The sequence below is a fragment of the Roseivivax jejudonensis genome (assembly GCF_900172265.1).
In the GTDB taxonomy this organism is placed as follows: domain Bacteria; phylum Pseudomonadota; class Alphaproteobacteria; order Rhodobacterales; family Rhodobacteraceae; genus Roseivivax; species Roseivivax jejudonensis.
Window position 1 is genome coordinate 161,857 of the sequence record NZ_FWFK01000007.1, and the last position, 23,123, is coordinate 184,979.

Annotated in this window: 19 protein-coding genes; 13 read left to right on the forward strand and 6 right to left on the reverse strand. The window is 68.9% G+C overall.

From position 1 onward, the window contains the following. The first annotated feature begins 197 nt into the window (after positions 1-197). Positions 198-3,107 (forward strand): error-prone DNA polymerase, encoded by a 2,910-nt coding sequence (locus ROJ8625_RS17560; protein ID WP_085793221.1) that lies wholly within the window; start codon positions 198-200, stop codon positions 3,105-3,107. Between the two features lie 84 nt (positions 3,108-3,191). Next, positions 3,192-4,814, forward strand: a complete 1,623-nt coding sequence (locus ROJ8625_RS17565) for an asparagine synthase-related protein (RefSeq protein WP_159456795.1) — start codon at positions 3,192-3,194, stop codon at positions 4,812-4,814. Here ROJ8625_RS17565 and ROJ8625_RS17570 read toward each other — a convergent pair. Beyond that, positions 4,805-5,608 carry an undecaprenyl-diphosphate phosphatase gene (locus tag ROJ8625_RS17570; RefSeq protein ID WP_085793223.1) on the reverse strand — a complete coding sequence of 268 codons (804 nt, stop codon included), beginning with the start codon at positions 5,606-5,608 and terminating at the stop codon, positions 4,805-4,807. The two genes, ROJ8625_RS17565 and ROJ8625_RS17570, sit on opposite strands and share 10 nt — an antisense overlap. Positions 5,609-5,828: 220 nt before the next feature. Between ROJ8625_RS17570 and ROJ8625_RS17575 the strand changes: the two genes are divergently transcribed. The 9 genes from ROJ8625_RS17575 to ROJ8625_RS17615 all read left to right on the forward strand — a co-directional run bounded on the left by ROJ8625_RS17575 (position 5,829) and on the right by ROJ8625_RS17615 (position 16,884). After that, positions 5,829-7,268 (forward strand): NAD(P)-dependent oxidoreductase, encoded by a 1,440-nt coding sequence (locus ROJ8625_RS17575; protein WP_085793224.1) that lies wholly within the window; start codon positions 5,829-5,831, stop codon positions 7,266-7,268. Then, positions 7,265-7,717, forward strand: coding sequence for a GFA family protein (locus ROJ8625_RS17580; RefSeq protein WP_234984308.1), 453 nt, complete (start codon positions 7,265-7,267; stop codon positions 7,715-7,717). The genes ROJ8625_RS17575 and ROJ8625_RS17580 overlap by 4 nt, the downstream gene beginning before the upstream one ends. Further along, positions 7,714-12,252, forward strand: a complete 4,539-nt coding sequence (gltB, locus tag ROJ8625_RS17585; RefSeq protein ID WP_085793225.1) for a glutamate synthase large subunit — start codon at positions 7,714-7,716, stop codon at positions 12,250-12,252. The genes ROJ8625_RS17580 and gltB overlap by 4 nt, the downstream gene beginning before the upstream one ends. A gap of 239 nt (positions 12,253-12,491) precedes the next feature. Then, positions 12,492-13,235 carry a monofunctional biosynthetic peptidoglycan transglycosylase gene (mtgA, locus tag ROJ8625_RS17590; RefSeq protein ID WP_143535167.1) on the forward strand — a complete coding sequence of 248 codons (744 nt, stop codon included), beginning with the start codon at positions 12,492-12,494 and terminating at the stop codon, positions 13,233-13,235. A gap of 79 nt (positions 13,236-13,314) precedes the next feature. After that, positions 13,315-13,980 (forward strand): FtsZ-binding protein FzlA, encoded by a 666-nt coding sequence (gene fzlA / locus ROJ8625_RS17595; protein WP_085793226.1) that lies wholly within the window; start codon positions 13,315-13,317, stop codon positions 13,978-13,980. Between the two features lie 106 nt (positions 13,981-14,086). Beyond that, on the forward strand, positions 14,087-15,145 hold the full coding sequence (gene queG, locus ROJ8625_RS17600) for a tRNA epoxyqueuosine(34) reductase QueG (RefSeq protein ID WP_085793227.1): 1,059 nt from the start codon (positions 14,087-14,089) through the stop codon (positions 15,143-15,145). A gap of 30 nt (positions 15,146-15,175) precedes the next feature. Further along, positions 15,176-16,078 (forward strand): methionyl-tRNA formyltransferase, encoded by a 903-nt coding sequence (gene fmt / locus ROJ8625_RS17605; protein ID WP_085793228.1) that lies wholly within the window; start codon positions 15,176-15,178, stop codon positions 16,076-16,078. A 4-nt stretch (positions 16,079-16,082) separates the two neighbouring features. Then, the gene (locus ROJ8625_RS17610) at positions 16,083-16,319 is read left to right on the forward strand and encodes a hypothetical protein (protein ID WP_085793229.1); all 237 of its coding nucleotides are present in this window, start codon (positions 16,083-16,085) and stop codon (positions 16,317-16,319) included. 172 nt (positions 16,320-16,491) lie between these two features. Next, on the forward strand, positions 16,492-16,884 hold the full coding sequence (locus ROJ8625_RS17615; protein WP_234984309.1) for a response regulator transcription factor: 393 nt from the start codon (positions 16,492-16,494) through the stop codon (positions 16,882-16,884). A gap of 33 nt (positions 16,885-16,917) precedes the next feature. Here ROJ8625_RS17615 and ROJ8625_RS17620 read toward each other — a convergent pair whose 3' ends face one another. Next, positions 16,918-17,907: a glutathione S-transferase family protein gene (locus tag ROJ8625_RS17620; protein WP_085793231.1), complete on the reverse strand. Its 990-nt coding sequence runs from the start codon at positions 17,905-17,907 to the stop codon at positions 16,918-16,920. 195 nt (positions 17,908-18,102) lie between these two features. Further along, positions 18,103-18,465, reverse strand: coding sequence for a hypothetical protein (locus ROJ8625_RS17625; RefSeq protein ID WP_085793232.1), 363 nt, complete (start codon positions 18,463-18,465; stop codon positions 18,103-18,105). Positions 18,466-18,579: 114 nt separating this feature from the next. Here ROJ8625_RS17625 and ROJ8625_RS17630 point away from each other — a divergent pair, with 114 nt between their 5' ends. Together ROJ8625_RS17630 and ROJ8625_RS17635 are read left to right on the forward strand one after the other, a co-directional pair. Next, complete coding sequence (locus ROJ8625_RS17630; protein WP_085793233.1) at positions 18,580-19,308, forward strand: Crp/Fnr family transcriptional regulator; 729 nt, start codon at positions 18,580-18,582, stop codon at positions 19,306-19,308. Between the two features lie 98 nt (positions 19,309-19,406). Continuing rightward, complete coding sequence (locus ROJ8625_RS17635; protein ID WP_085793234.1) at positions 19,407-20,111, forward strand: GntR family transcriptional regulator; 705 nt, start codon at positions 19,407-19,409, stop codon at positions 20,109-20,111. Positions 20,112-20,115: 4 nt separating this feature from the next. Here the strand turns inward: ROJ8625_RS17635 and dtd are convergent, their stop codons facing one another. The 3 genes from dtd to ROJ8625_RS17650 all read right to left on the reverse strand — a co-directional run bounded on the left by dtd (position 20,116) and on the right by ROJ8625_RS17650 (position 22,688). After that, on the reverse strand, positions 20,116-20,559 hold the full coding sequence (dtd, locus tag ROJ8625_RS17640; RefSeq protein WP_085793235.1) for a D-aminoacyl-tRNA deacylase: 444 nt from the start codon (positions 20,557-20,559) through the stop codon (positions 20,116-20,118). Next, a complete protein-coding gene (locus ROJ8625_RS17645; RefSeq protein ID WP_085793236.1) occupies positions 20,556-21,458 on the reverse strand; it encodes a carbohydrate kinase family protein in 903 nt (300 codons plus the stop codon). The genes dtd and ROJ8625_RS17645 overlap by 4 nt, the downstream gene beginning before the upstream one ends. Before the next feature lie 99 nt (positions 21,459-21,557). Continuing rightward, positions 21,558-22,688: a TFIIB-type zinc ribbon-containing protein gene (locus ROJ8625_RS17650; RefSeq protein WP_085793237.1), complete on the reverse strand. Its 1,131-nt coding sequence runs from the start codon at positions 22,686-22,688 to the stop codon at positions 21,558-21,560. Positions 22,689-23,123: the final 435 nt, after the last annotated feature.

A 23,123-nucleotide genomic window follows, 5' to 3' on the forward strand; every position in this document is an offset into this window, starting at 1 on the left:
TCGCGCCGCCCCGCCGGCCCGCGGCTTTTGGAATATGTCGCGGTGGGAATTGCCCGTCGCTGCGCCGGGGTCAAGACCGCGGGGCCGGGTCCGGAGGCCGGAACGCGACGTCGCGGCGCGGTGGATCGGGACTCAAAATCGGAACAAAAATGGAACATACTGCGGATCCACCATCCGAATCCCTGTGTCCGGGCGCCATGACCGTCGAGCTGTCGATCACCTCGAACTTCACCTTTCTCACCGGGGCGTCGCACCCCGAGGAGTTCGCGGAGCGCGCGGCGCTCGAGGGGGTGGAGGCGATCGCCATCGCCGACGCAAACTCGGTGGCGGGGATCGTGCGCGCGCATGTGCGGTTGAAGGAGATCGCGCGCCGCGTGGCCGAGCGCGACGCGGCCGAGGCGGCGGACGGGCCGGTGGGCCCGCCGTGCCCCGCGCACCTGCCGCCGCCGCCGGGCCTGCCGGTGCGCAACGTGCCGCGGCTGATCCCGGCCGCCCGGCTGGTGCTGGCCGAAGGCGTCGAGATCACCGCGCTCGCCGCCACGCGGGCCGGCTGGGGCCGGCTGTGCCGGCTCCTGACGACCGGGCGGCGACGGGCGGCCAAGGGCACCTGCGATCTGCGGGTCGACGACCTCCTGGCGCCCGAGGCCGGCGCGCTCGAGGGGCTCGAGCTGATCCTGCACGGGCCCACGGCGGAAGATGCGGCCGGGCTGCAGGCGTGGCGGCCGCCGGCGCGGCGGCTGGCGCGTGGTCTCGCGGCGCGGATGCATCTCGGGCTCGCCCCGCGCTACGATGGCGACGACGCCCGCCGCTTCGACCGGCAGGCGCAGGCGGCGGCGGAACTCGGCCTGCCGACCGTGGCGACCGCGCGGCCGCTCATGCATCACGGCCGCCGCCGGCGCCTCGCCGACGTGCTGACCGCGGTGCGGCTCGGGCTGCGGGTCGACGATCTGGGCCGCGCGGCGCTGGCCAACGGCGAGCAGCGGCTGCGCGGCCCGGCCGAGATGCGCCGCCTCCTGGGCCGGCATTCCGGGGCGCTCGACCGCGCGGCGGCGCTGGCGGCGCGCTGCCGCTTCGACATCGCCTCGCTGCGCTACGAATACCCCTCGGAGATCTCGGACGGCGAGCGGCCGCGCGACCGGCTCGCCCGGCTCGCCCGGTCGGGCCTCGCCTGGCGCTATCCGGGCGGCGCCCCCGAGAAGGTCGAGACGATGCTCGAGCATGAGCTCGACCTGATCGCGAAGCTCGACTACGAGCCCTATTTCCTGACCGTGCGCGACATCGTCGCCTTCGCGCGCGAGCGCGGCATCCTCTGCCAGGGGCGCGGATCGGCGGCGAACTCGGTCGTGTGCTATTGCATGGGCGTCACCAGCGTCAGTCCCGAGATCGGCACCATGGTGTTCGAGCGCTTCGTCTCTGAGGCGCGCGACGAGCCGCCCGACATCGACGTCGATTTCGAGCACGAGCGCCGCGAAGAGGTGATCCAGCACATCTACGAGCGGTACGGGCGCCACCGGGCCGGGCTCTGCGCCACCGTGATCCACTATCGCGGCAAGCGCGCCATCCGCGAGGTCGGCGCCGCCATGGGCCTCAGCCAGGACACGATCGGTGCGCTCAGTTCGCAGCTCTGGGGCTTTTTCTCCACCAACGGGCTGGAAGAGCAGCGGATGCGCGAGATCGGCCTCGACCCCGAGGATCACCGGCTGCGCCTGACGATGGAACTGATCTTCGAGATCCAGGGCTTTCCGCGGCACCTCTCGCAGCATGTCGGCGGCTTCGTCGTGACCGAGGGGCGGCTCGACGAGCTGGTGCCGGTGGAGAACGCGGCGATGGAGGACCGCACCGTCATCTGCTGGGACAAGGACGACATCGAGGCGCTGGGCATCCTCAAGGTCGACGTGCTGTCGCTCGGTATGCTCACCTGCATCCGCAAGGCCTTCGACCTGCTGAAGATGCACCGGGGCGAGCACCACACGCTCGCGACGCTGCCGCCCGAGGATCCGCGCGTCTACGACATGCTCTGCCGCGCGGACTCGATCGGTGTCTTCCAGGTCGAGAGCCGGGCGCAGATGAACTTCCTGCCGCGGATGCGGCCGCGCAACTTCTACGATCTCGTCATCGAGGTGGCGATCATCCGCCCCGGCCCGATCCAGGGCGACATGGTCCACCCCTACCTGCGCCGCCGCAACGGCGAGGAGGAGGTGTCGTTCCCCTCGGACGAGCTCGGCCAGGTGCTGGGCAAGACGCTGGGCGTGCCGCTGTTTCAGGAGCAGGCGATGCAGATCGCCATCATCGGCGCCGGCTTCACCCCGGACGAGGCCGACCGGCTGCGCCGGGCGCTGGCCACCTTCAAGAAGCTCGGCAACGTGAGCGAGTTCCGCGATCGGTTCCTGAAGGGCATGGCGCGCAACGGCTACGAGGCGGAGTTTGCGGAGCGTTGCTTTTCCCAGATCGAGGGCTTCGGATCCTACGGCTTTCCCGAGAGCCATGCGGCGAGCTTCGCGCTGCTGGTCTACGCTTCGGCCTGGATCAAGTGCCATCATCCGGCGGTGTTCGCCTGCGCGCTGCTGAACGCGCAGCCCATGGGCTTCTACGCGCCCGCGCAGATCGTGCGCGACGCGCGCGCCCACGATGTCGAGGTGCGGCCCGTCGCCATCGATTCGAGCTACTGGGACAACGTGCTCGAACCCGACGGGCGCGGGGGGCTCGCGCTGCGGCTGGGTTTCCGGCAGATCAAGGGCGTGCGCGAGGAGGACGCCACCTGGCTGACCGCCGCGCGCGGAAACGGCTACCGCAGCGTGCGCGACGTCTGGCGGCGCGCGGGCCTCGGCGCACCCGTGCTTGCCCGGCTCGCCGAGGCCGACGCCTTTGCCCCGCTCGGGCTGTCGCGGCGCGAGGCGCTCTGGGAGGCTCGGGCGCTGGCCGGGGACCGGCCGCTGCCCCTCTTTGCCGGCGACATGGAGGGCGAGGGCATCGTCGAGCCCGCCGCCCACCTGCCCGAGATGAGCGAGGGCGAGGAGATCGTCGAGGATTTCGTCGCCATGCGCCTGACCCTGCGGCGCCATCCGGTCGCGCTGTTGCGCCCGCTCCTGACGCCCGGGGCGGCCTGACACCGGGCCGGCACGTCACGTGGGGCCCGCCTTCCGGAGCGCCCGGGCCCGTGATACGGAACGGACCGCCGGCAGGGGGTGTGCGTGACAGTCTTTCTCATCGACGATCTGAATCCGCCGTCCGAGGGCGCGCGCCTCGACGGCTTTGCCTGGGACGGGACCGATTTCGTCATCGGCGAGGCCGGGCGTGCCGCGCACGAGGCAGCCGGCGGATCGCTGCCTTGGTCCGCAGACGGGCGGCACGTGCTGGTGCGCCGCACCGGCGCACGGATCGAGGTCGGCGCCGATTTCGGCGGCTACCGGCACCTGTTTTACTGGTCGGACGGCCTCGCCTGGGCGATCTCGGACAGTTTCATCGACCTTGTGGCGCATCTGCGGGCGCGCGGCGTGACGCTGACGGAGGATCCCGCGCAGACCGGCGCATTCCTGTCGCGCAAGCAGCTCTTTCAGCAGCTGACGACGGATCGCACGCCGGTCCGGGAGATCGCGTGCCTCGACGTCGGCGCGCGCATCGTCATCACCGACGGGCGGCTGGAGGTCGTGCCGCCCGAGGCGCTGCCGACGGGCACCTACGCCGAGGCGCTGCACGCGTTTCTGGAGCTCTGGCTGGGCCGGATCGCGACGCTGCGGCAGGATCCGGAGCTCACGCTGTTCTTCCACCTTTCGGGCGGGATCGACAGTCGTGCGGTCACGGCGTTCCATCTCTGGGTGGAACGGCACATGGACCTGCCGGGCGCGGCCTCAATCCGTTCGCTGACGGATGCCTCGCACGCCGACGACCTCAAGATCGCGGAGAAGGTCGCGGCGGCGACCGGGGTGAGGCTCAATGCCCTTTCCGGCCGCCCGGCGCGCGTGCTGGACGAGGCGGCGGCGCTGGCCTCGTGGCGCGTCACGTCGGCCGGGGTCTACTCGCCGTTGCGGATCCCGACGCGGATCATGGATCCGCGCGACGTGCATTTCTCGGGCCATGCGAGCAACGGCTACAAGGTCGTGTACACGCCCGATGCGGCGGCACGGCGGCTGCGCGACATGGAGCGCGCCTACGGCTATTTCGGGCGGGGCGACCGCGCGCGCTGGCGCGACCAGATGGAGGCGTACCTCGACCGGCTGACCGCGCCGCTCGTCGATTTGGGCCGTGGCTGGGGCCGCTGGCAGCGTGTGAACCGGGCGCGGTTCCACGGCGGGCAGGCCGCAAGCTACAAGACGCAAGTGGCGGTGTTTCATTCGGCGAGCGCGGCGCGCGCCGCGGCGCTGCGGCCGCGCGACATGGCCGATTACGCCTTCTACCACGACATTCTCGCGGCGCTTGCGCCGGAGCTTCTGGCCGTGCCGTTCGACGATCGGCGCAAGGCGCCACCTGCGGACGCGCCGCGGACCGCGGTCGCGCCGCTCAACCCGCGCGCCGGGCAGATCCACGGCCGCTTCGACCCGCCGGAGCCCGGCACGGATACCGCCCCGGCCACGTCGCGCGCGGTAGTGACCCAGATCCTGCAAGAGGTCGAGGAGGGATGGCCGGCGCTGCCGCGCGGCCGGGTCAGCCTGCTCTTTCGCTGGCATCTCTGGCGGCTGGCGCGCGACACGCGCCGCGGTCGGATCCGGCACGCAGTGCGGCTGCGCCATCTCTCGACCGCGTGGCTTTTGATCCGGCTGGCCCGGCTCGGCGTGACGATGGCCGATCCGGTCCGTGGCCCGCGCCCTCAGAAATAGGCGTAGACGAGCAGGGCGAGCCCGAGGATGACCCGGTAGATCACGTAGGGCGTGAAGCTGACCGAGCGCAGAAGGCGCATCATCAGCGCCAGCGCCCCGAGCGCGGCGAGAAACGCCAGTGCCGCGGCGATCGCGCCGTCCCGTGCGGCGGCGAGATCGGCGCTGCCCGCGACCTCGGCGCCCAGAACGGCGCCGGACGCTAGGATCGTAGGGATCGACATGAGCATCGCGAGCTTCGCCGCGCCGTGGCGGTCGTAGCCGAGAGCGCGCGCCCCGGTGATCGTGATGCCGGACCGCGACGTGCCCGGGATGAGCGCGATCGCCTGCCACAGCCCGAGGATCGCGGCGTGGCGCAAGGTCCACTGTCCGGCGGTCCGGACCGTCGGGCTTCGAGTGTCGTACCACCAGAGCACGATACCGAAGACCAGCATCGCCCAGCCGATCACCGCGACCGAGCGCAGCGCGTCGTCTAGACCGGTGAGCTTGAGCGCGAGGCCCGCGATCACCACCGGCACCGTCGCGATCCCGAGGCAGAGCGCGAGAAACGCGCCCGGCGTGTCGATGCGTCCCTGCGCAAGCCGCAGCGTGCCGGCCGCCGCGACCCGCACGTCCGCCCAGAAATAGAGCACAACGGCGAAAAGCGTGCCGACATGCACCGCCACGTCGATCACCTGGCCCTGGTCCTCGAGCCCTGTCAGGCCGGGCAGCAGGATCAGGTGCCCCGACGAGGAGATCGGCAGGAACTCGGTGATCCCCTGGATGAGGGCGAGCAGGACAAGCTGGAAAAACGGCATATCTGGAGCTTTCGGAGCGGGCACGTGCGACTGGTAGCGCCGGGCGGCTGCGAACGGAAGGCGAGAAGTTAAGTCCGGATCGGACATAAAATGCGTGTCAGGAGACCGAAAAATCGAGCCGAAAGCGACTGAAAGCGACAAATAGGTCAGTAAATATGACTTTCATTCGTGCGAAGGCTCGCATATAGTCCCGGGCAACACCTGACGCAGGGAGAGGATCATGGCGAACCAGCCGATGCTGAAATTCGTGACCGTCGGGCGCGACATGCCCGAAAAGCGCGATGCCGAGGCACGCGCACGCGACTTTCAGGAGATCTATGCCGAGTACGCCGAGCAGAAGGCCGAGGAACAGGCCGGCCGCTGCTCGCAATGCGGTGTGCCCTACTGCCAGTCGCACTGCCCGCTGCACAACAACATCCCCGACTGGCTGAAGCTTACTGCGGAAGGCCGGCTCGAAGAGGCCTACGAGGTCAGCCAGGCCACCAACACCTTCCCCGAGATCTGCGGCCGGATCTGCCCGCAGGACCGCCTGTGCGAAGGCAACTGCGTGATCGAACAGTCGGGCCACGGCACGGTCACCATCGGCGCCGTCGAGAAGTACATCACCGACACCGCGTGGGAAAAGGGCTGGGTCAAGCCGGCCTCGCCGGCGCAGGAGCGTCCCGAATCGGTCGGCATCATCGGCGCCGGCCCCGGCGGCCTTGCGGCGGCCGACATGCTGCGCCGCGCCGGCGTGCAGGTGACCGTCTACGACCGCTACGACCGGGCCGGCGGCCTGCTGACCTACGGCATCCCGGGCTTCAAGCTCGAGAAAGAAGTTGTGGTGCGCCGGAACACGCAACTCGAAGAGGGTGGCGTGACCTTCCGGCTCAACTGCGAGGTCGGGACCGACATTTCCTTCGACCAGATCCGCGAAGAACATGACGCCGTCATCATCGCGACGGGCGTCTACAAGTCGCGCGACCTGCCCGGGCCGGGCGCGGGCGCCGACGGCATCGTCCGTGCGATCGATTTCCTGACCGCCTCGAACCGCGCCGTGAACTTCGGCGACAACGTCGCCGAGTTCGCCAGCGGCGAACTCAACGCCCATGGCAAGCGCGTCGTCGTGATCGGCGGCGGCGACACCGCGATGGACTGCGTCCGCACCTCGATCCGCCAGGGCGCGGAAAGCGTGAAGTGCCTCTATCGCCGCGACCGGCAGAACATGCCGGGATCGCAGCGCGAGGTCGCCAACGCCGAGGAAGAGGGGGTTCAATTCGAGTGGCTGACCGCGCCCAAAGGCTTCAAGGGCGATCCGGTGAATGCCGTTGTGGTGCAGAAGATGCGACTCGGCCAGCCCGACGCGACCGGCCGTCAGAGCCCCGAGATCATCGAGGGGTCGGACTACGACGAACCCGCCGACCTCGTCATCAAGGCGCTGGGCTTCGAGCCCGAGGAGCTGCCGAAGCTCTGGGGCGTCGACGGGCTCGAGGTCACCCGCTGGGGCACCGTCAAGGCGGAGTTCGGATCGGGCGCGACGTCGCTGCCCGGTGTCTACGCGGTAGGCGACATCGTCCGCGGGGCGAGCCTCGTGGTCTGGGCGATCCGCGACGGGCGCGACTGCGCGTCAGCGGTGCTCGAACAGCTGAACGGCGCCGCGGCCTCGGTGGCGGCCGAGTGACGGCTGCCGGACCCATCGATGCGCCGGTCGACCTCGTCGGGCGGTGTCTGTGCGGTGCGGTGACGATCCGCGCCGCCGCCGTGTCTCCGCGCGTGCAGGTCTGCCATTGCGAGATGTGCCGGCGCTGGACCGGCGGGCTTTACGCGATGTTCACTGCGCCCCCCGACGGCGTGCAAGTCGAGGGTGCCGTGCGGACCTATCGCGCATCGAGCTTTGCCGAACGTGCGTTCTGCCCGACCTGCGGCAGCCACCTGTGGCTGCGCGACGACGATGCCGAGTACGAATTGATGCCGGGCATGTTCCCCGGCGCGGCGGATTTCCCGCTGCAATCCGAAGTCTATGCGGACCACGCGCTCGCGGCGATGACCCTGTCGGGATCGCACGAGCGCACCGACCGCGCCACCTACGAAGCCGATAACCCCTTCGTCCCTGAGGAGGATCTGCCATGACCAAATACGATGCCGAATGGGCGCGCGCGGAAACCGAAAAGCGCGACTGGCTGGCCGAACACGGCATGTATTCGCACAGCGACGAGCATTCGTCCTGCGGCGTGGGCCTCGTTGTCAGCCTCGACGGGGCACCGTCGCGCAAGGTCGTGCAGCACGGTATCGCCGCACTGAAGGCGGTGTGGCACCGCGGCGCCGTCGACGCCGACGGCAAGACCGGCGACGGCGCCGGCATCCACGTGCAGATCCCGGTTCCTTTCTTCCATGATCAGATCGAGCGCACCGGGCACACACCGCGCCAGAACGAGCTGATGGCAGTGGGCCAGGTGTTCCTTCCCCGGACGGATTTCGGCGCGCAGGAGACCTGCCGCACGATCGTCGAAACCGAAGTCCTGCGCATGGGCTACTATATCTACGGCTGGCGCCACGTGCCGGTGAATGTCGAGTGCCTCGGGGAAAAGGCCAACGCGACCCGCCCGGAGATCGAGCAGATCCTGATCTCGAACGCCAAGGGCGTCGACGAGGAGACGTTCGAGCGCGAGCTTTACGTCATCCGCCGGCGGATCGAGAAGGCGACCGCCGCGGCCGGCATCACCCAGCTCTACATCGCCTCGCTGTCCTGCCGCTCGATCATCTACAAGGGCATGATGCTCGCGCAGGACGTGGCCGAGTTCTATCCCGACCTGCAGGACAAAAGGTTCGAAAGCGCTTTCGCGATCTATCACCAGCGCTATTCGACCAACACGTTCCCCCAATGGTGGCTGGCCCAGCCCTTCCGCATGCTCGCCCACAACGGCGAGATCAACACGCTGAAGGGCAACACCAACTGGATGAAGAGCCACGAGATCCGCATGGCGTCCGCCACGTTCGGAGACTGGGCGGCCGACATCAAGCCGATCATCGCGTCTGGCGCTTCGGATTCGGCCGCGCTCGACGCGGTGTTCGAGGTTCTGGTGCGCGCCGGGCGCAATGCGCCGATGGCCAAGACGATGCTGGTGCCCGAAAGCTGGTCCAAGCAGGCCGAGGAACTGCCGCAGGCGTGGCGCGACATGTACTCCTACTGCAACTCGGTGATGGAGCCGTGGGACGGCCCGGCCGCGCTCGCCATGACCGACGGCCGCTGGGTCTGCGGCGGGCTCGACCGCAACGGCCTGCGCCCGATGCGTTATGTCGTGACCGGTGACGGCCTGCTGATCGCGGGCTCCGAGGCCGGGATGGTTCCCATCGACGAGGCGACGGTGCGCGAGAAGGGCGCGCTGGGTCCCGGTCAGATGATCGCGGTCGACATGCAGGAGAAGAAGCTGTTCCACGACGTCGAGATCAAGGACAAGCTCGCGGCGTCGCAGCCCTTCGGCGAATGGGTCGGCAAGATCACCGAGCTCGATGACGCGCTTGCCGCGGTGACCGAGGCGCCGCTCTTCGACGGCGCCGACCTGCGCCGCCGGCAGATCGCGGCCGGATATTCGGTCGAGGAGATCGAGCAGATCCTCTCGCCGATGGCCGAGGACGGCAAGGAGCAGATCGCGTCGATGGGCGACGACACGCCGTCGGCGGTCCTGTCCAAGCGGTATCGCCCGCTGTCGCACTTCTTCCGCCAGAACTTCAGCCAGGTCACGAACCCGCCGATCGACAGTCTGCGCGAATTCCGCGTGATGTCGCTCAAGACCCGGTTCGGCAACCTCAAGAACGTGCTCGACGAAAGCTCGGCCCAGACCGAGATCCTCGTGCTGGACAGCCCCTTCGTCGGCAACCGCCAGTTCGAGGAGCTGACCCGCCATTTCAACGCCGAGATGGTCGAGATCGACTGCACCTTCGCGACCGGAAAGGGCCGCGACGCGCTGCGCCGCGGGCTCGAGCGTATCCGCGCCGAGGCAGAGGACGCGGTGCGCTCGGGTGCCGGCCACATCGTGCTGACCGATCATCATCAGGGCGCGGACAGCGTCGCGATGCCGATGATCCTCGCCACATCGGCGGTGCATTCGCACCTGACGCGGCAGGGGCTGCGCACCTTCTGTTCGCTCGACGTGCGGTCGGCGGAGTGCATCGATCCGCATTACTTCGCGGTCCTGATCGGCGCCGGCGCGACGGTGGTGAATCCCTACCTCGCCGAGGACACGATCGCCGATCGTATCCGCCGCGGTCTGATCGAGGGCAGCCTGACCGAGGCGATGGCCCGCTACCGTGAGGCGGTCGATTTCGGCCTTCTCAAGATCATGTCGAAAATGGGCATCTCGGTCATCTCGTCCTATCGCGGCGGGCTGAACTTCGAGGCGGTCGGACTGTCCCGCGCCATGTGCGCGGAGTTCTTTCCCGGCATGCTCAGCCGCATCTCCGGCATCGGCGTCTCGGGCATCCAGAAGAAGGTGGAGGAGATCCACGCGCTGGGCTTCCGCGGCGGACAGGACGTGCTGCCGATCGGCGGGTTCTACAAGGCGCGCAAATCGGGCGAGAGCCATGCCTGGGGCGCGCAGACAATGCACCTGATGCAGATGGCCTGTAACAAGTCGTCGTTCGAGATGTGGAAGAACTACTCGAAGGCGATGCAGGCGAATCCGCCGATCCACCTGCGCGACCTGCTGGCGATCAAGCCGCTGGGCGAGCCCGTGCCGCTCGAGGAGGTCGAATCGATCACCTCGATCCGCAAGCGGTTCGTCACGCCCGGCATGTCGCTCGGCGCACTGAGCCCCGAGGCGCACAAGACCCTCAACGTCGCGATGAACCGGATCGGCGCGAAGTCCGATTCCGGCGAGGGCGGAGAGGATCCGGCGCATTTCCACCCCGAGCCGAACGGCGACAACCCGTCCGCGAAGATCAAGCAGGTGGCCTCCGGCCGCTTCGGCGTGACCGCCGAATACCTCAACCAGTGCGAGGAACTGGAGATCAAGGTGGCGCAGGGCGCCAAGCCCGGCGAGGGCGGCCAGCTGCCCGGCATGAAGGTGACCAAGCTGATCGCGCGGTTGCGGCATTCGACGCCGGGCGTGACGCTGATCTCGCCGCCGCCGCACCATGACATCTACTCGATCGAGGACCTCGCGCAGCTGATCTACGACCTCAAGCAGATCAACCCGCGCGCCAAGGTCACGGTGAAGCTGGTGTCGTCCTCGGGCGTCGGCACGATCGCGGCCGGCGTGGCCAAGGCCAAGGCCGACGTGATCCTGATCTCGGGCCACAATGGCGGCACGGGCGCGAGCCCCGCGACCTCGATCAAGTATGCCGGCCTGCCGTGGGAAATGGGCCTGACCGAAGCGCACCAGGTGCTGTCGCTCAACAACCTGCGCAGCCGGGTGACGCTGCGCACGGATGGCGGGCTGCGCACCGGGCGCGACATCGTGATGGCGGCGATGATGGGGGCCGAGGAATATGGCATCGGCACCGCGGCGCTGATCGCGATGGGCTGCATCATGGTCCGCCAGTGCCAGTCGAACACCTGCCCGGTTGGCGTCTGCACACAGGACGACCGCCTGCGTGCGAAGTTCACTGGCAACGCGGACAAGGTGGTGAACCTCATCACTTTCTACGCACAGGAAGTGCGCGAGATCCTCGCGTCGATCGGCGCGCGGTCGCTGGACGAGGTGGTGGGCCGTGCCGACCTGCTCAGCCAGGTCAGCCGCGGGTCCGATCACCTCGACGATCTCGATCTCAACCCGCTGCTGATCCGGGTCGACGGCGCCGACGAGATCCGGCTCGACCGCACCGGTCCGCGCAACGAGGTGGACGACACGCTCGATGCCGAGATCGTCAAGGATGCGCAGCGCTTCCTCGAGGACGGCGAGAAGATGCAGCTGTCCTACGCTGTGCAGAACACGCACCGCACCGTGGGCACGCGCACCTCGAGCCACATCGTCAAGAAGTTCGGCATGAACAACGGGCTGCAACCCGATCACCTGACGGTCAAGCTGACCGGCTCCGCCGGCCAGTCGCTGGGCGCCTTCGCGGCGCCGGGCCTCAAGATCGAGGTGTCGGGCGATGCCAACGACTATGTCGGCAAGGGCCTGTCCGGCGGCACCGTGGTGGTGCGTCCGCCCATGCTGTCGCCGCTCGTCGCGGCCGACAACACGATCATCGGCAATACCGTCCTCTACGGCGCAACGGGCGGATACCTCTTCGCCGCGGGCCGGGCCGGCGAACGCTTCGCGGTGCGCAACTCCGGCGCCCACGTGGTGGTCGAGGGCTGCGGCTCCAACGGCTGCGAGTACATGACCGGCGGCGTCGCGGTGATCCTCGGATCGATCGGGCCGAACTTCGGCGCCGGCATGACCGGCGGCATGGCCTATCTCTACGATCCCGAGAGGCTGACCCCTCGGCTCATCAACATGACGTCGCTCGTGACCTGCCCGGTCACGACGCCGGAATGGGTGGACGAGCTCAAGGGCCTGATCGAGCGCCACGTCGCCGAGACCAAAAGCCGCAAGGCCGAGGACCTGCTGCAGAACTGGGAAGAGGCGCTACCGCACTTCGTTCAGGTCTGCCCGAAGGAGATGCTCGACAAGCTCGCGCATCCACTCGGCATCGAGAGCGAGGCAGTCCCGGCGGAATGATCCGGCAGCGTCCCCGGCGGGTTGTCGGGGACGTTGCGTAACTCACTTCCGTGCCACCGTATTGTCGAATTGCGATCTCACCGAGACCGCGATGCCCCGACATACAGAGGCTGTCCGCCAGTGGTTCCTGTAATGGCGGATCTGTTCCGTGACTATTGGTCTTGTTACCCTCCGGCGAGCATACGCTCCCGGAGGGCTTTTTTCGCTCCGCGCGGGCAGAACAAGAGTGAGCAGTCAGCATGGCGACCAGTCGCAGCCGCAAGAGCAGCGCCGGCAGCGCATCCAAGGGCCCCGAGCGTCCCCGCATCCGGCCCATGGCCTTCCTCGGCCGCTGGATCTTTCGCGCGATCCTCGCGGTCATCCTCCTAGGGGCGCTGGGCGTCGGTCTCTACCGCGGTGTGAACCCGCCCACGACGATCTACATGCTGCAGGAGCAGCGCCGGCTGGGCGGGATCGAGCGGGACTGGGCCGACGCCGACTCGATCGCGCCGGTGATGCTGCGCGCGGCCGTTGCGGCGGAGGATGCCAATTTCTGCCGGCACTGGGGCTTCGACATGAACGCGATCCGGCTCGCGATCGAGGAGGGCGGCAGCCGCGGGGCGTCCACGATAAGCCAGCAGACGGTGAAGAACGTCTTTCTCTGGCACGGCCGCACCTGGACGCGAAAGGCGTTCGAGGCCGCGCTCACGCCGGCCATCGAGGCCGCGTGGCCGAAGCGCCGCATCCTCGAGATCTACCTCAACGTGGCCGAGTTCGACGAGGGCGTGTTCGGGATCGAGGCGGCGGCGCAGCATCACTTCGGCGTTGCCGCGGCCGATCTCGATGCGCGGCAGTCGGCGCTGCTTGCCGCGGTCCTGCCCAACCCCAAGGAACGGTCGGCGGCCGCGCCGTCGTCCTTTGTCGACCGGCGCGCGCGCGCGATCCGCGACGGCGCCGCGACGATCGACCGCGACGGCCGCGCCGATTGCTTCCAGTCGGGCTGAGGCGGCGCGCGGCGCTGTTGCTTCCGCTGCCGGTTGCCCTGTAGGACAGAGCGCAGCCCAGGGAGACGCATCCACCGCCATGGCCAAGCTCTATCACGTGCCGTTGTCGCCGTTCTGCCGCAAGGTCCGGCTCGTCCTCGCCGAAAAGAAGATCGAGGTCGAACTGGCCGAGGAGCGCTACTGGGAGAAGGATCCCGATTTCCTGCGCCGCAACCCGGCCGGCAAGGTGCCGGTGCTGAAGATCGACGGGCATACCCTGTCCGAGAGCCAGGCGATCTGCGAATACATCGAGGAGACCGTACCCGAGCCGCCGCTGATGCCGCGCAAGCCCGAGGCGCGGTTCGAGGTGCGCCGGCTCGTCGGCTGGTTCGACGACAAGTTCCACGACGAGGTCACCTCGCGGCTGCTCTACGAGCGGATCAACAAGAAGATCATGAAGACCGGCTTTCCGGATTCCGGCAACGTCAAGGCGGGCGCAAAGGCGATCAAGTTCCACCTCGACTACATGGCATGGCTGCTCGACCATCGCCGCTGGCTGGCGGGCGACGTGATGACGCTCGCCGATTTCGCAGCGGCGGCGCATCTCTCGGCGCTCGACTACATCTCGGATGTCGACTGGGACCGGCAGGAGGCGGTGAAGGACTGGTACGCCAAGATCAAGTCGCGCCCGGCCTTCCGCGCGATCCTCGCCGACCAGGTGCCGGGATACCCGCCGTCGAAACATTACGCGATCCTCGATTTCTGAGCCGCGCGCGCGTCGTGGGGGCGGGAGCGAGGGGCGCGGCCCCTCGCGCTCCCCGGAGTATTTGGACCAAGAAGATGAGACGCGGGCGCGGGACCGGGTGAGCGGGATGGACGGAGATGCGGACAGGCTGAAGGCGGGGCTCGTGGCCGAGGCCGGGGCCGCGGGCTTCGCCATGGCGCGGATCTGCCGGCCGTGGGACGTGCCGCAGGTGCCGGCGCGGCTGCGCGACTTTCTCGACCGGGGACGGCACGGGCAGATGGCGTGGCTCGCGGAGCGCGTGGCGTGGCGCGAGGCGCCGCAGGTCCTGTGGCCCGAGGCGCGTTCGGTGCTCATGCTGGGCGAGAGCTACACGCCGGACCACGATCCGCTGGAGGCGCTGGCGGCGCGGGAGCGCGGCACGGTGTCGGTCTACGCGCAGAACCGCGACTACCACGACGTGCTCAAGAAGAAGCTCAAGCGGCTGGCGCGATGGCTCGTCGCCGAGGGCGGCGGCGATGTGAAGGTCTTCGTGGACACCGCCCCGGTCCCGGAGAAGCCGCTCGGGGAGGCGGCGGGCCTCGGCTGGCAGGGCAAGCACACCAATCTCGTCAGCCGGCAGATGGGGTCGTGGTTCTTTCTCGGATCGGTCTTTACCACGCTGGACCTGCCGGTGGATCGCGCCGAGTCCGATCATTGCGGCAGCTGCCGGGCGTGCCTCGACATCTGTCCGACCGATGCCTTTCCCGCGCCGTACCAGCTCGATGCGCGGCGCTGCATCTCGTACCTGACGATCGAGCATCGCGGCCCGGTCGCGCCCGAGTTGCGCGCCAAGATGGGCAACCGGATCTATGGCTGCGACGACTGCCTCGCCGTCTGTCCGTGGAACAAGTTCGCCGCCGAGGCGCGCGAGGCGCGATACCATGCGCGCGACGACCTGCGCGCGCCGGATCTCGCCGCGCTCGCGACGCTCGACGATGCCGGGTTCCGCGCGCGGTTTTCCGGCAGCCCGATCAAGCGGATCGGGCGCGACCGCTTCGTGCGCAACGTGCTCTACGCGATCGGCAATTCCGGCGCGGCGCGGCTGCGCCCGGTCGCGCAGGACCTGTGCGAGGACCCCGACGCGACCGTGCGCGATGCCGCGCGCTGGGCCGCGGCGCGGCTTCCCTCCGGCCGCGAGCCGGGATAGGTCGGGGCCGGGACAACAGCGGAGATCGCAATGCGCCTCGTCTTCATGGGCACGTCGGACTTTTCGGTGCCCGTCCTCGACGCGCTGGTGGCGGCCGGGCACGAAATCGCCTGCGTGTACTGCCAGCCGCCGCGTCCGGCCGGTCGCGGCAAGAAGGACCGGCCCTCGCCGGTGCAGGCGCGGGCCGAGGCGCTGGGGCTGCCGGTGCGCCATCCTGTCCGCCTGAGAGACCCGGACGCGCTGGCCGAATTCGCCGCGCTCGGGGCCGAGGCGGCGGTCGTCGTCGCCTACGGGCTGATCCTGCCGCAGGCGATCCTCGACGCGCCGGCGCGGGGCTGTCTGAACATCCACGCCTCGCTGTTGCCGCGCTGGCGCGGCGCCGCGCCGATCCAGCGCGCGGTCATGGCCGGTGATGCGGAGACCGGGATCTGCGTCATGCAGATGGAGGCCGGGCTCGACACCGGGCCCGTCCTGCTGCGGCGCGTGACGCCGATCGGCGCGGAGGAGACGGCGGGCGCCCTGCACGATCGCCTGAGCGTGCTCGGCGCCGACGCAATCGTCGCGGCGCTGGAAACCATCGACACGCTGGTGCCCGAGCCGCAGCCGGAGGCCGGCGTCACCTATGCCGAGAAGATCGACAAGGCCGAGGCGCGGATCGACTGGACTCAGGACGCGGAGACCGTGGCACGCCGGATCCGCGGGCTGGCGCCGATGCCGGGCGCCTGGACGGAGGCCGACGGCCGGCGCATCAAGCTTCTCGGGGCGCGGGCGGTTCCCGGCGAGGGCGCGCCGGGCGCGGTGCTGGGCGGGTTCACGGTGGCCTGCGGGCGCGGCGCGGTGGAGATCACCCGGGCGCAGCGCGAGGGGCGCGGCGCGCAGGAGGCCGGCGCGTTCCTTCTCGGGATGGCGCTGCCGACGCGGCTGGGGGCCTGAGGCGATGTTTCCCACGCTGATCGGCACCGTCGTCATCGCCGGCATCGTCGGATACGTGTCGGAGAAGTCGGGCTTCACGCGCAACGGCATTCTGCAGAGCATCATCATCTGCGTGGGCGGGGCGTTCCTATTCTACTTCGTGGCGGTCATGTTCCGGATCGGGTTCGGGTCGCCGGGCGTGAACGCGCTCGTGTCGTCGGTGGGCGCGCTGATCATCGTGCCGACGCATTGGCGCAGGTGACCGCGGGGCGCGCGCCACACTGGCCGGCCGCACGGCAACCGGGCCGGCGTCACCGGATCGGCGGATGGGCGCCGCCAATTCTGCTGGCGCTTGATCGGTCGTAATGATAGATAACAGTAATCGGATGTGTCATTCCGCAGCACGTCCGAGCGCCGCGATCCCGGCTGACGGCATGGATCCCGAAAGGCCGCACATGCGCATCCTGATCGTCGAAACACAAGAGTCCCTGGGCGCGCTGTGGCAGCGGGCGCTGCAGCGTCGCGGCGCGTCGGTATGGCTCGCGCACGGGCACTCCGAGGCGGAAGAGCTGATCCAGCAGGGGGATTTCGACGTGATCGTGCTCGACGTGATCATCGACGGCGGCAGCGCGCTCGCCCTCGCGGATCTCGCCAGTTTCCGGCTGCCGTCGTGCCGGGTGGTCTTCGTGACCGACACGACGTTCTTCTCCGACGGGACGATCTTCAACTACTTCGCCAACGCCGCGGCGCTCTTGTCGACCTCGACGCCGACTGACGACCTCGTGGCGCTGGTCGAGCATCACGCGGCGGCTGACGGCCGGGCGTGAAGCGCCGTGCACCCCTGGGCCGGTCGTGACGCCTCAGGCGGCGCGCAGCGCCTCGCGCCCATGCGGCGCCATCAGGTCGAGCTCCGGGCCGATCGGGATGATGCGATGCGGATTCACGCTCTCGTGGCTGTAGTGGTAGTGCCGCGTGATATGATCGAAGTGCACCGTGTCGGCGATCCCGGGCCACTGGTAGAGTTCCCGCGTGTAGGCCCAGAGGGCGGGGGAATCGACGATCCGGTTGCGGTTGCACTTGAAGTGACCGTGGTAGACCTTGTCGAACCGGATCAGTGTCGTGAACAGGCGCCAGTCGGCTTCGGTGATCCGGTCACCGGCGAGATAGCGGTTCTTCGACAGAATGTCCTCGATCCAGTCGAGGCTTTCGAAGAGCGGATAGACGGCCTCCTCGTAGGCCTCCTGCGAGGTCGCGAAGCCCGACTTGTAGACGCCGTTGTTCACCGTGTCGTAGATCCGCGCGTTGATCGGCTCGATCGTGTCGCGCAGCGACACGGGCCAGTAATCGTCGGTGTTGCCGGTAATACCGTCGAAGGCAGAGTTCAGCATGCGGATGATCTCGGCGCTCTCGTTCGACACGATGGTCTCGCGTTCGCCATCCCACAGGACCGGAACGGTGACGCGGCCCGATACCTTTGGATCCGCCTTGAGGTAGATCTCGCGCAGGAAATCGACGCCGTAGAGCTGGTCGCCGGTGGCGCCGGGGAAATCGTCGCGAAGCTCCCATCCTTCGGAGAGCATGTCGGGATGAACGACCGAGACCCCGATATGATCGTCGAGGTCCTTGAGCGCGCGAAACACCAGCGCCCGGTGCGCCCAGGGGCAGGCGTAGCTGACATAGAGGTGGTAGCGCCCGCTTTCCGCCGGAAAGCCACCCTCGCCGGACGGTCCGGCGCTGCCGTCGGCCGTGATCCAGTTGCGGAACTTGGTTTCGGAACGCACGAACTTTCCGCCGGTCGACTTGGTGTCGTACCACTGATCGCGCCATTCTCCTTCGACGAGCACACCCATCGGAGTCTCCTTTGCTGATCGCTTGCTTTGGAGATAGCCGTGCGGGAAGACGCGACAAACTCGTCGAACGCAGAGATTGCGTGCATCGGCGCACACCAAAGCCGTGTGCCATGACCCGGACACGACAAGGGCCGCACCGGCGGGATGCGGCCCTTGCGCTTCCGAGTCTGTCCGCTTCCGACCGCGAGTGGCCCCTCAGCCTTGCGGCCGGTCGCGAACGATCCTCGAAATCACGGTTCCCAGGCTGTCCGCGGTGAATGGCACCTGGACGCCCAGAAGTTTCGTGTCGTCTCCCCCATCGAAGCTCCGGGCATCTTCGGAGATCACCACAAGCCACATTCCACGGGCGCGCGCGGCCAGCGCGATCGGATGATCGTGCAGGTCGCGTCGCGGCTCGACCATCAGGATCGCGGTCGGGGCCGCCGGCGCCTCGATCAGCGCCGCGGCCTCTGCCATCGACGCCACGATCACGGCCTCGGCAGTCGGGGCCGCGTCGCGCGCGATCAGCGCCGCATCTTCCGCGATGACGCGATCGTCGCTGAGGACAATGAGCCGCATGGAGTCGCACGCCTGTTGAATGGTGGTGATGATTGCACCTCGCTTTCGATATGCTCGGTATGGAACGTCCTGACGCGCGGCGCATTAAACTGTGACATACGGGAGGGCAGTTTTATGTCGATCAAATGCAGGTTTTGCCCGATCCGGAACCTCCCGCTGTTCTCGCCGATGACGGATCCCGAGTTGAGCTTCATGGAGAGCTTCAAGGTCGGGGAGATGACGATTCAGCCGAACACGCCGATTCTGTCGGCGGGCGCGAACTCGCCGCAGCTGTTCACCGCGCTCAAGGGATTCGGCTTGCGTTACAAGCTGTTGGAGGACGGCCGCCGGCAGGTTCTGAGCTTCGTACTGCCCGGTGACCTGATCGGTCTGCAGGCCGGCGTGATGAACCAGATGACCCACAACGTCGAGAGCACGACGTCGATGACGCTGTGCGTCTTCAACCGCAACGAACTTTGGACGCTGTTCCGAAACCACCCGCAACGCGCTTATGATCTGACGTGGATTTCTGCCTCCGAGGAACGGTTTCTCGGCGAGGCTCTGACCGCCATCGGCCAGAAATCGGCGCTCGAGAGCGTGTGCTGGGCGCTGGCGCGAATCTATCGCCGCCTCGAATCGCTGCACATGGACGAGCGGCGATCCGTGCCGTTGCCCTACCGCCAGCAGGATCTGGCGGATGCGCTCGGTCTGTCGCTGGTGCACACGAACAAGACGCTGGCCAAGCTGCGCGAGCAGCAGGTGGCGACCTGGACCGAGGGCCGACTGACGGTGAACGACATCTTCGCGCTGGAAGACATGGGGCTCGTCGATTCGCAGCTGCCGCAGTCGCGGCCGCTGATGTAGGCGCAGCGGCGCCACAGCGCGGCCGCCCGACCTTTCTGTGCGGTTGAAGGATCCGCGCGCGGCGCCGAAGCTGGCGGGGCCCCTTCGCGAGACCCCGCATGACCGACCGCCACGCGCTGCCGCTCTACGTCCAGCTGAGCGAGATGCTGATCCGCGAGATCCGCGCCGGCCGGTATGTCGACGGCGAACGGCTCCCGCCCGAGCGCGAGATGGCCGCCGCCCTCGGGGCGTCGGTGGGCACGTTGCGCAAGGCGCTGCAGGACCTTACCGACAAGGGCATGCTGGAACGGCGCCAGGGCTCGGGCAACTACGTGCGCGCGACGCCGGACGCCAAATCCGTCTACGCGTTCTTCCGCGTGGAGCTGAAAGACAGCGAGCCGGGCCTGCCCCGCGCCGATCTTCTGTCGATCGACGCGCGTCCGGGCGACGAGGCGCCGCCGCAACTGTCCGGCGCCAGGCGCGCTTACCGGATCCGGCGCCTGCGCTCTCTCGACCGCGTGCCGGCCGTGCTCGAGGAGATCTGGCTGGATGGCCGCTTCGCCGACGCCATCGCGCCCGAGGACCTGTCGGAGTCGCTCTACCTGTTCTACCGCGAACGTCTGGGTCTCTGGATCGGACGGGTCGAGGACCGGCTGACCACGGGCACCGTACCCGATTGGGCCCCGCCATCCTTTGGCGCGGCGCCGGGCGCGACCGCGCTGCTGGCGACGCGGCGCGGCTGGTCGCAGGAGGGCACGCTGGCCGAGGTATCGCTCAACTGGATCGACACCGGCGTGGCCGCCTACGTGTCGCGGCACGGCTGATGCGTCAGGCGGCGGTGTCGATCCAGATCGTCACCGGCCCGTCATTGACCAGCGCCACCTGCATGTCCGCGCCGAAACGACCCGTGGCGACGGCAATGCCCTCGTCCTGCAGGAAACCGGCAAAGCGCTCGTACAGGCGCTCGCCCTCGGCCGGCGCGGCGGCGGACGAGAAGCCCGGCCGGTTGCCCCGCGCGGTGTCTGCGGCAAGGGTGAACTGGCTGACCACGAGGGCGCTGCCCTGCGTGTCGCGCAGCGACAGGTTCATCTTCCCGGCTTCGTCCTTGAAGATGCGCAACTTCGCGATCTTGGCCGCGAGGCGACGTGCGGCCTCCTCGTCGTCGTCCTCCATCGCGCAGACGAGGATCATCAGGCCCGGGCCGATTTCGCCGAGAACCGCCCCCTCGACGCTGACCGATGCGCGGCTGACGCGTTGCAGAAGCGCCCTCACAGCTCGGTCTCCCACGGCGGGTTGGCACCGGCGCGCGACACCGTGACAGCGGCCGCACGCACGCCGAGCGTGACGGCCGGGAGCAGCGCGTCGAGGGGCGCGGCGCGCAGCGCGTCCCGCCGCAGAAGATCGCCCCGCCAGAGCCCGACGAGGAGCCCGGCGTTGAACGTGTCGCCCGCGCCGACCGTATCCACGACCGACACCTGCATCGCCGGCACCCGCGCCGACCCCTGGGCCGTGATGGCGTCCACCCCCTCGGCCCCGCGGGTGACGAGAACGAGCGCCGTGCCGTCCTCGATCAAGGTGTCAGCGTCCGTGCCGAGCCACGACAGGTCCTCGTCCGAGACCTTGACCACGTCGGCGGCGCGCAGCATCGCCGAGAGCCGCGCGCGGTAGCGCGCTTCGTCCCGCACGAAGCCGGGGCGCACGTTCGGATCGACCATCACCAGCCGCCGGCCGTCCTCGCGCGCGGCGAGCGCGGCATAGGCGTCGGCCGCGGGCTCCGCCACCAGCGAGATCCCCCCGAAGAACAGCGCCTGAACGGTGTCTTCGAGCACCGGCAGATCCGCCTCGGTCAGCATCCGCCCGGCCGTCGCCTCGTCGTAGAACGCGTATTGCGCCTGCCCGTCGGTGAGCGTGACGAAGGCCAGCGTGGTCGGTCGGTCGCTGCGCGCGGCGGTGCGCGCGTCCACGCGAGACTGCGTCAGCGCGGCCTCCAGCATGCGCCCGAACAGGTCGGTGGACAGGCCGCCGAAATAGCCCGACGGCGCCCCGAGCCGCCCGAGCGCGATGGCCGTGTTGAAGACCGCGCCGCCCGAATAGGGCGCGAAGGCCGGTTCGCCCGCCATGGTTTCGCGCGGCAGCATGTCGATCAGGCTTTCGCCGCAGCACAGGATCATGAATGCCTCCCCTTGATCGATCCGACGCGTCCGGCGGGTGTTAGCGCCACCACGACGGCCGCGCCACCATGGCTGCCGCGCCCGGGCGGCGCAAGCGGGTCACCCCTGCTGCGCCAGGACGAACCCGACGATGCCGGCCACCAGAAGGCCGACAATGACGGCAAGCGTGATCTTCCACACCGACCAAGGCCGCTCGCCCTGGACCCGCCCGGTCTGGCCGTTGACGACAAAGCGGTAGCTCTGCCCGCGAAAGCGATAGGCGGCCACCCAGACCGGCAGCAGGATGTGCTTGAAGGTCACGTCCTTCACGTCCGTGTCGACGCGCGAGATTCGCTGGCGGTCGCCGCCGATATCGAACCGAACGTCGCGTTCGATCTGGCGGTCCATGATCTGCCGCGCCTCGTCGAAACCCGGCCTCAGGTCGACCGAATACCCTTCCGCGCGGAACCCGGCGAGGAATTCGGGCGCATAGGGCTGCAGCTGCGACAGGTCCCAGGGCGGAAGGGCGTCGGTATGGCTCTTGGGCAGCGATGTGGAGGCGAGAACCAGCACGTCGTCGAACCAGCGCGTGACCCGCCCCCGGACCGATCGCCAGCGGATCTTCTGCACGCGGCGCGTCTCCGTCTTGCCGTCGCGCACGACCGTCCGCGTCTCGTAGTAGATCGTCCCGCGCTGACCGCTATAGTCCGAGGCCGTGTCGGCATCGAAGGTCCAGTAGGGGACGTAGATCCCTTCCATCCGGCGCCCCTTGCGTGCGTAGTCCTTGAGCCCGTTGGGCGCGAACCACAGTGACCCCAGCCATTGCGTCATGGCCGCGCGGGCCTGTCCTTCGTCGAGCGCGAAGGGCACCAGGCCGCGCGGCTTGATGTGCCGGTGCTCACCCGTGTCGGTGACGACCGGCGTCGCGCAGAACGGGCATTCGGCCGCGTGGGTCGTATCGCCCAGCTCGACCTGCGCGCCGCAACTCGGGCACGCCGATACGCGCGTCGTCTCCATCTCCTGCAGAGGCAGCAGATTGCGGACCGCCGCGTCGAAATCGAGCTCCTTCAGGCCACCGTCCCAGGGGCCGGGCCCGGCCATCGCCTCGGTCGCGCCGCAGTGATCGCACAGCATGTCACCCCGTGCGGGATCGAACCGCATGTCCGCCCCACAGGCGGGGCAGGGAAAGCGATGTTCGGACATCGGCGCGGTCGGTGCGTCGGCAGGCGGCGGTGGCGGGGCGTCGGTCATGGCGCGGAGCCTACCCGCGCACGGACTCCCATCAAGGGCCAACTTCACGCGATCCTAACGAAGCGCGGCCACGCTGCCATTCGGGGCGCAGGACCGGAGGGCGCGGCATGACCGACCGCAGGTGCGACAGGGCCGATGATGAGGCAGGCTGGGCGACGGCGCTCGACCGGCTCGCCTGCCGCCTGCGCGCGGCGGCGGTCGCGGGCCCGGCGTCCTCTGTCGATCCGTCGGTGCCGGAGATCGAGGCTTGGCTCGGGGCCCCGCATGCCGCGGCGCGTCCCGGTATGGTGGAAAAGGTCAGCCGCAACTATGCCGATCTGTGCCGCGCGGCCCGGTGCGTCGAGGCGCACCGACGGCGCGGGGCCCCGCGCGCGGCGCTCGAGGCGCTGGACGCCGGCAGATTCGCGTCCGCGCGATCACGGCTCGCCGCGATGG

Bases quoted from the DNA above. Each gene is read 5' to 3' on its own strand.
- gltB (WP_085793225.1), top strand. From the start codon at position 7,714: ATGACCAAATACGATGCCGAATGGGCGCGCGCGGAAACCGAAAAGCGC.
- ROJ8625_RS17630 (WP_085793233.1), top strand. From the start codon at position 18,580: ATGTCGATCAAATGCAGGTTTTGCCCGATCCGGAACCTCCCGCTGTTC.
- queG (WP_085793227.1), top strand. From the start codon at position 14,087: ATGGACGGAGATGCGGACAGGCTGAAGGCGGGGCTCGTGGCCGAGGCC.
- ROJ8625_RS17625 (WP_085793232.1), bottom strand. From the start codon at position 18,465: ATGCGGCTCATTGTCCTCAGCGACGATCGCGTCATCGCGGAAGATGCG.
- mtgA (WP_143535167.1), top strand. From the start codon at position 12,492: ATGGCGACCAGTCGCAGCCGCAAGAGCAGCGCCGGCAGCGCATCCAAG.
- ROJ8625_RS17575 (WP_085793224.1), top strand. From the start codon at position 5,829: ATGGCGAACCAGCCGATGCTGAAATTCGTGACCGTCGGGCGCGACATG.
- ROJ8625_RS17615 (WP_234984309.1), top strand. From the start codon at position 16,492: ATGGATCCCGAAAGGCCGCACATGCGCATCCTGATCGTCGAAACACAA.
- ROJ8625_RS17635 (WP_085793234.1), top strand. From the start codon at position 19,407: ATGACCGACCGCCACGCGCTGCCGCTCTACGTCCAGCTGAGCGAGATG.
- ROJ8625_RS17570 (WP_085793223.1), bottom strand. From the start codon at position 5,608: ATGCCGTTTTTCCAGCTTGTCCTGCTCGCCCTCATCCAGGGGATCACC.
- ROJ8625_RS17560 (WP_085793221.1), top strand. From the start codon at position 198: ATGACCGTCGAGCTGTCGATCACCTCGAACTTCACCTTTCTCACCGGG.
- ROJ8625_RS17620 (WP_085793231.1), bottom strand. From the start codon at position 17,907: ATGGGTGTGCTCGTCGAAGGAGAATGGCGCGATCAGTGGTACGACACC.
- ROJ8625_RS17650 (WP_085793237.1), bottom strand. From the start codon at position 22,688: ATGACCGACGCCCCGCCACCGCCGCCTGCCGACGCACCGACCGCGCCG.
- fzlA (WP_085793226.1), top strand. From the start codon at position 13,315: ATGGCCAAGCTCTATCACGTGCCGTTGTCGCCGTTCTGCCGCAAGGTC.
- fmt (WP_085793228.1), top strand. From the start codon at position 15,176: ATGCGCCTCGTCTTCATGGGCACGTCGGACTTTTCGGTGCCCGTCCTC.
- ROJ8625_RS17610 (WP_085793229.1), top strand. From the start codon at position 16,083: ATGTTTCCCACGCTGATCGGCACCGTCGTCATCGCCGGCATCGTCGGA.
- ROJ8625_RS17645 (WP_085793236.1), bottom strand. From the start codon at position 21,458: ATGATCCTGTGCTGCGGCGAAAGCCTGATCGACATGCTGCCGCGCGAA.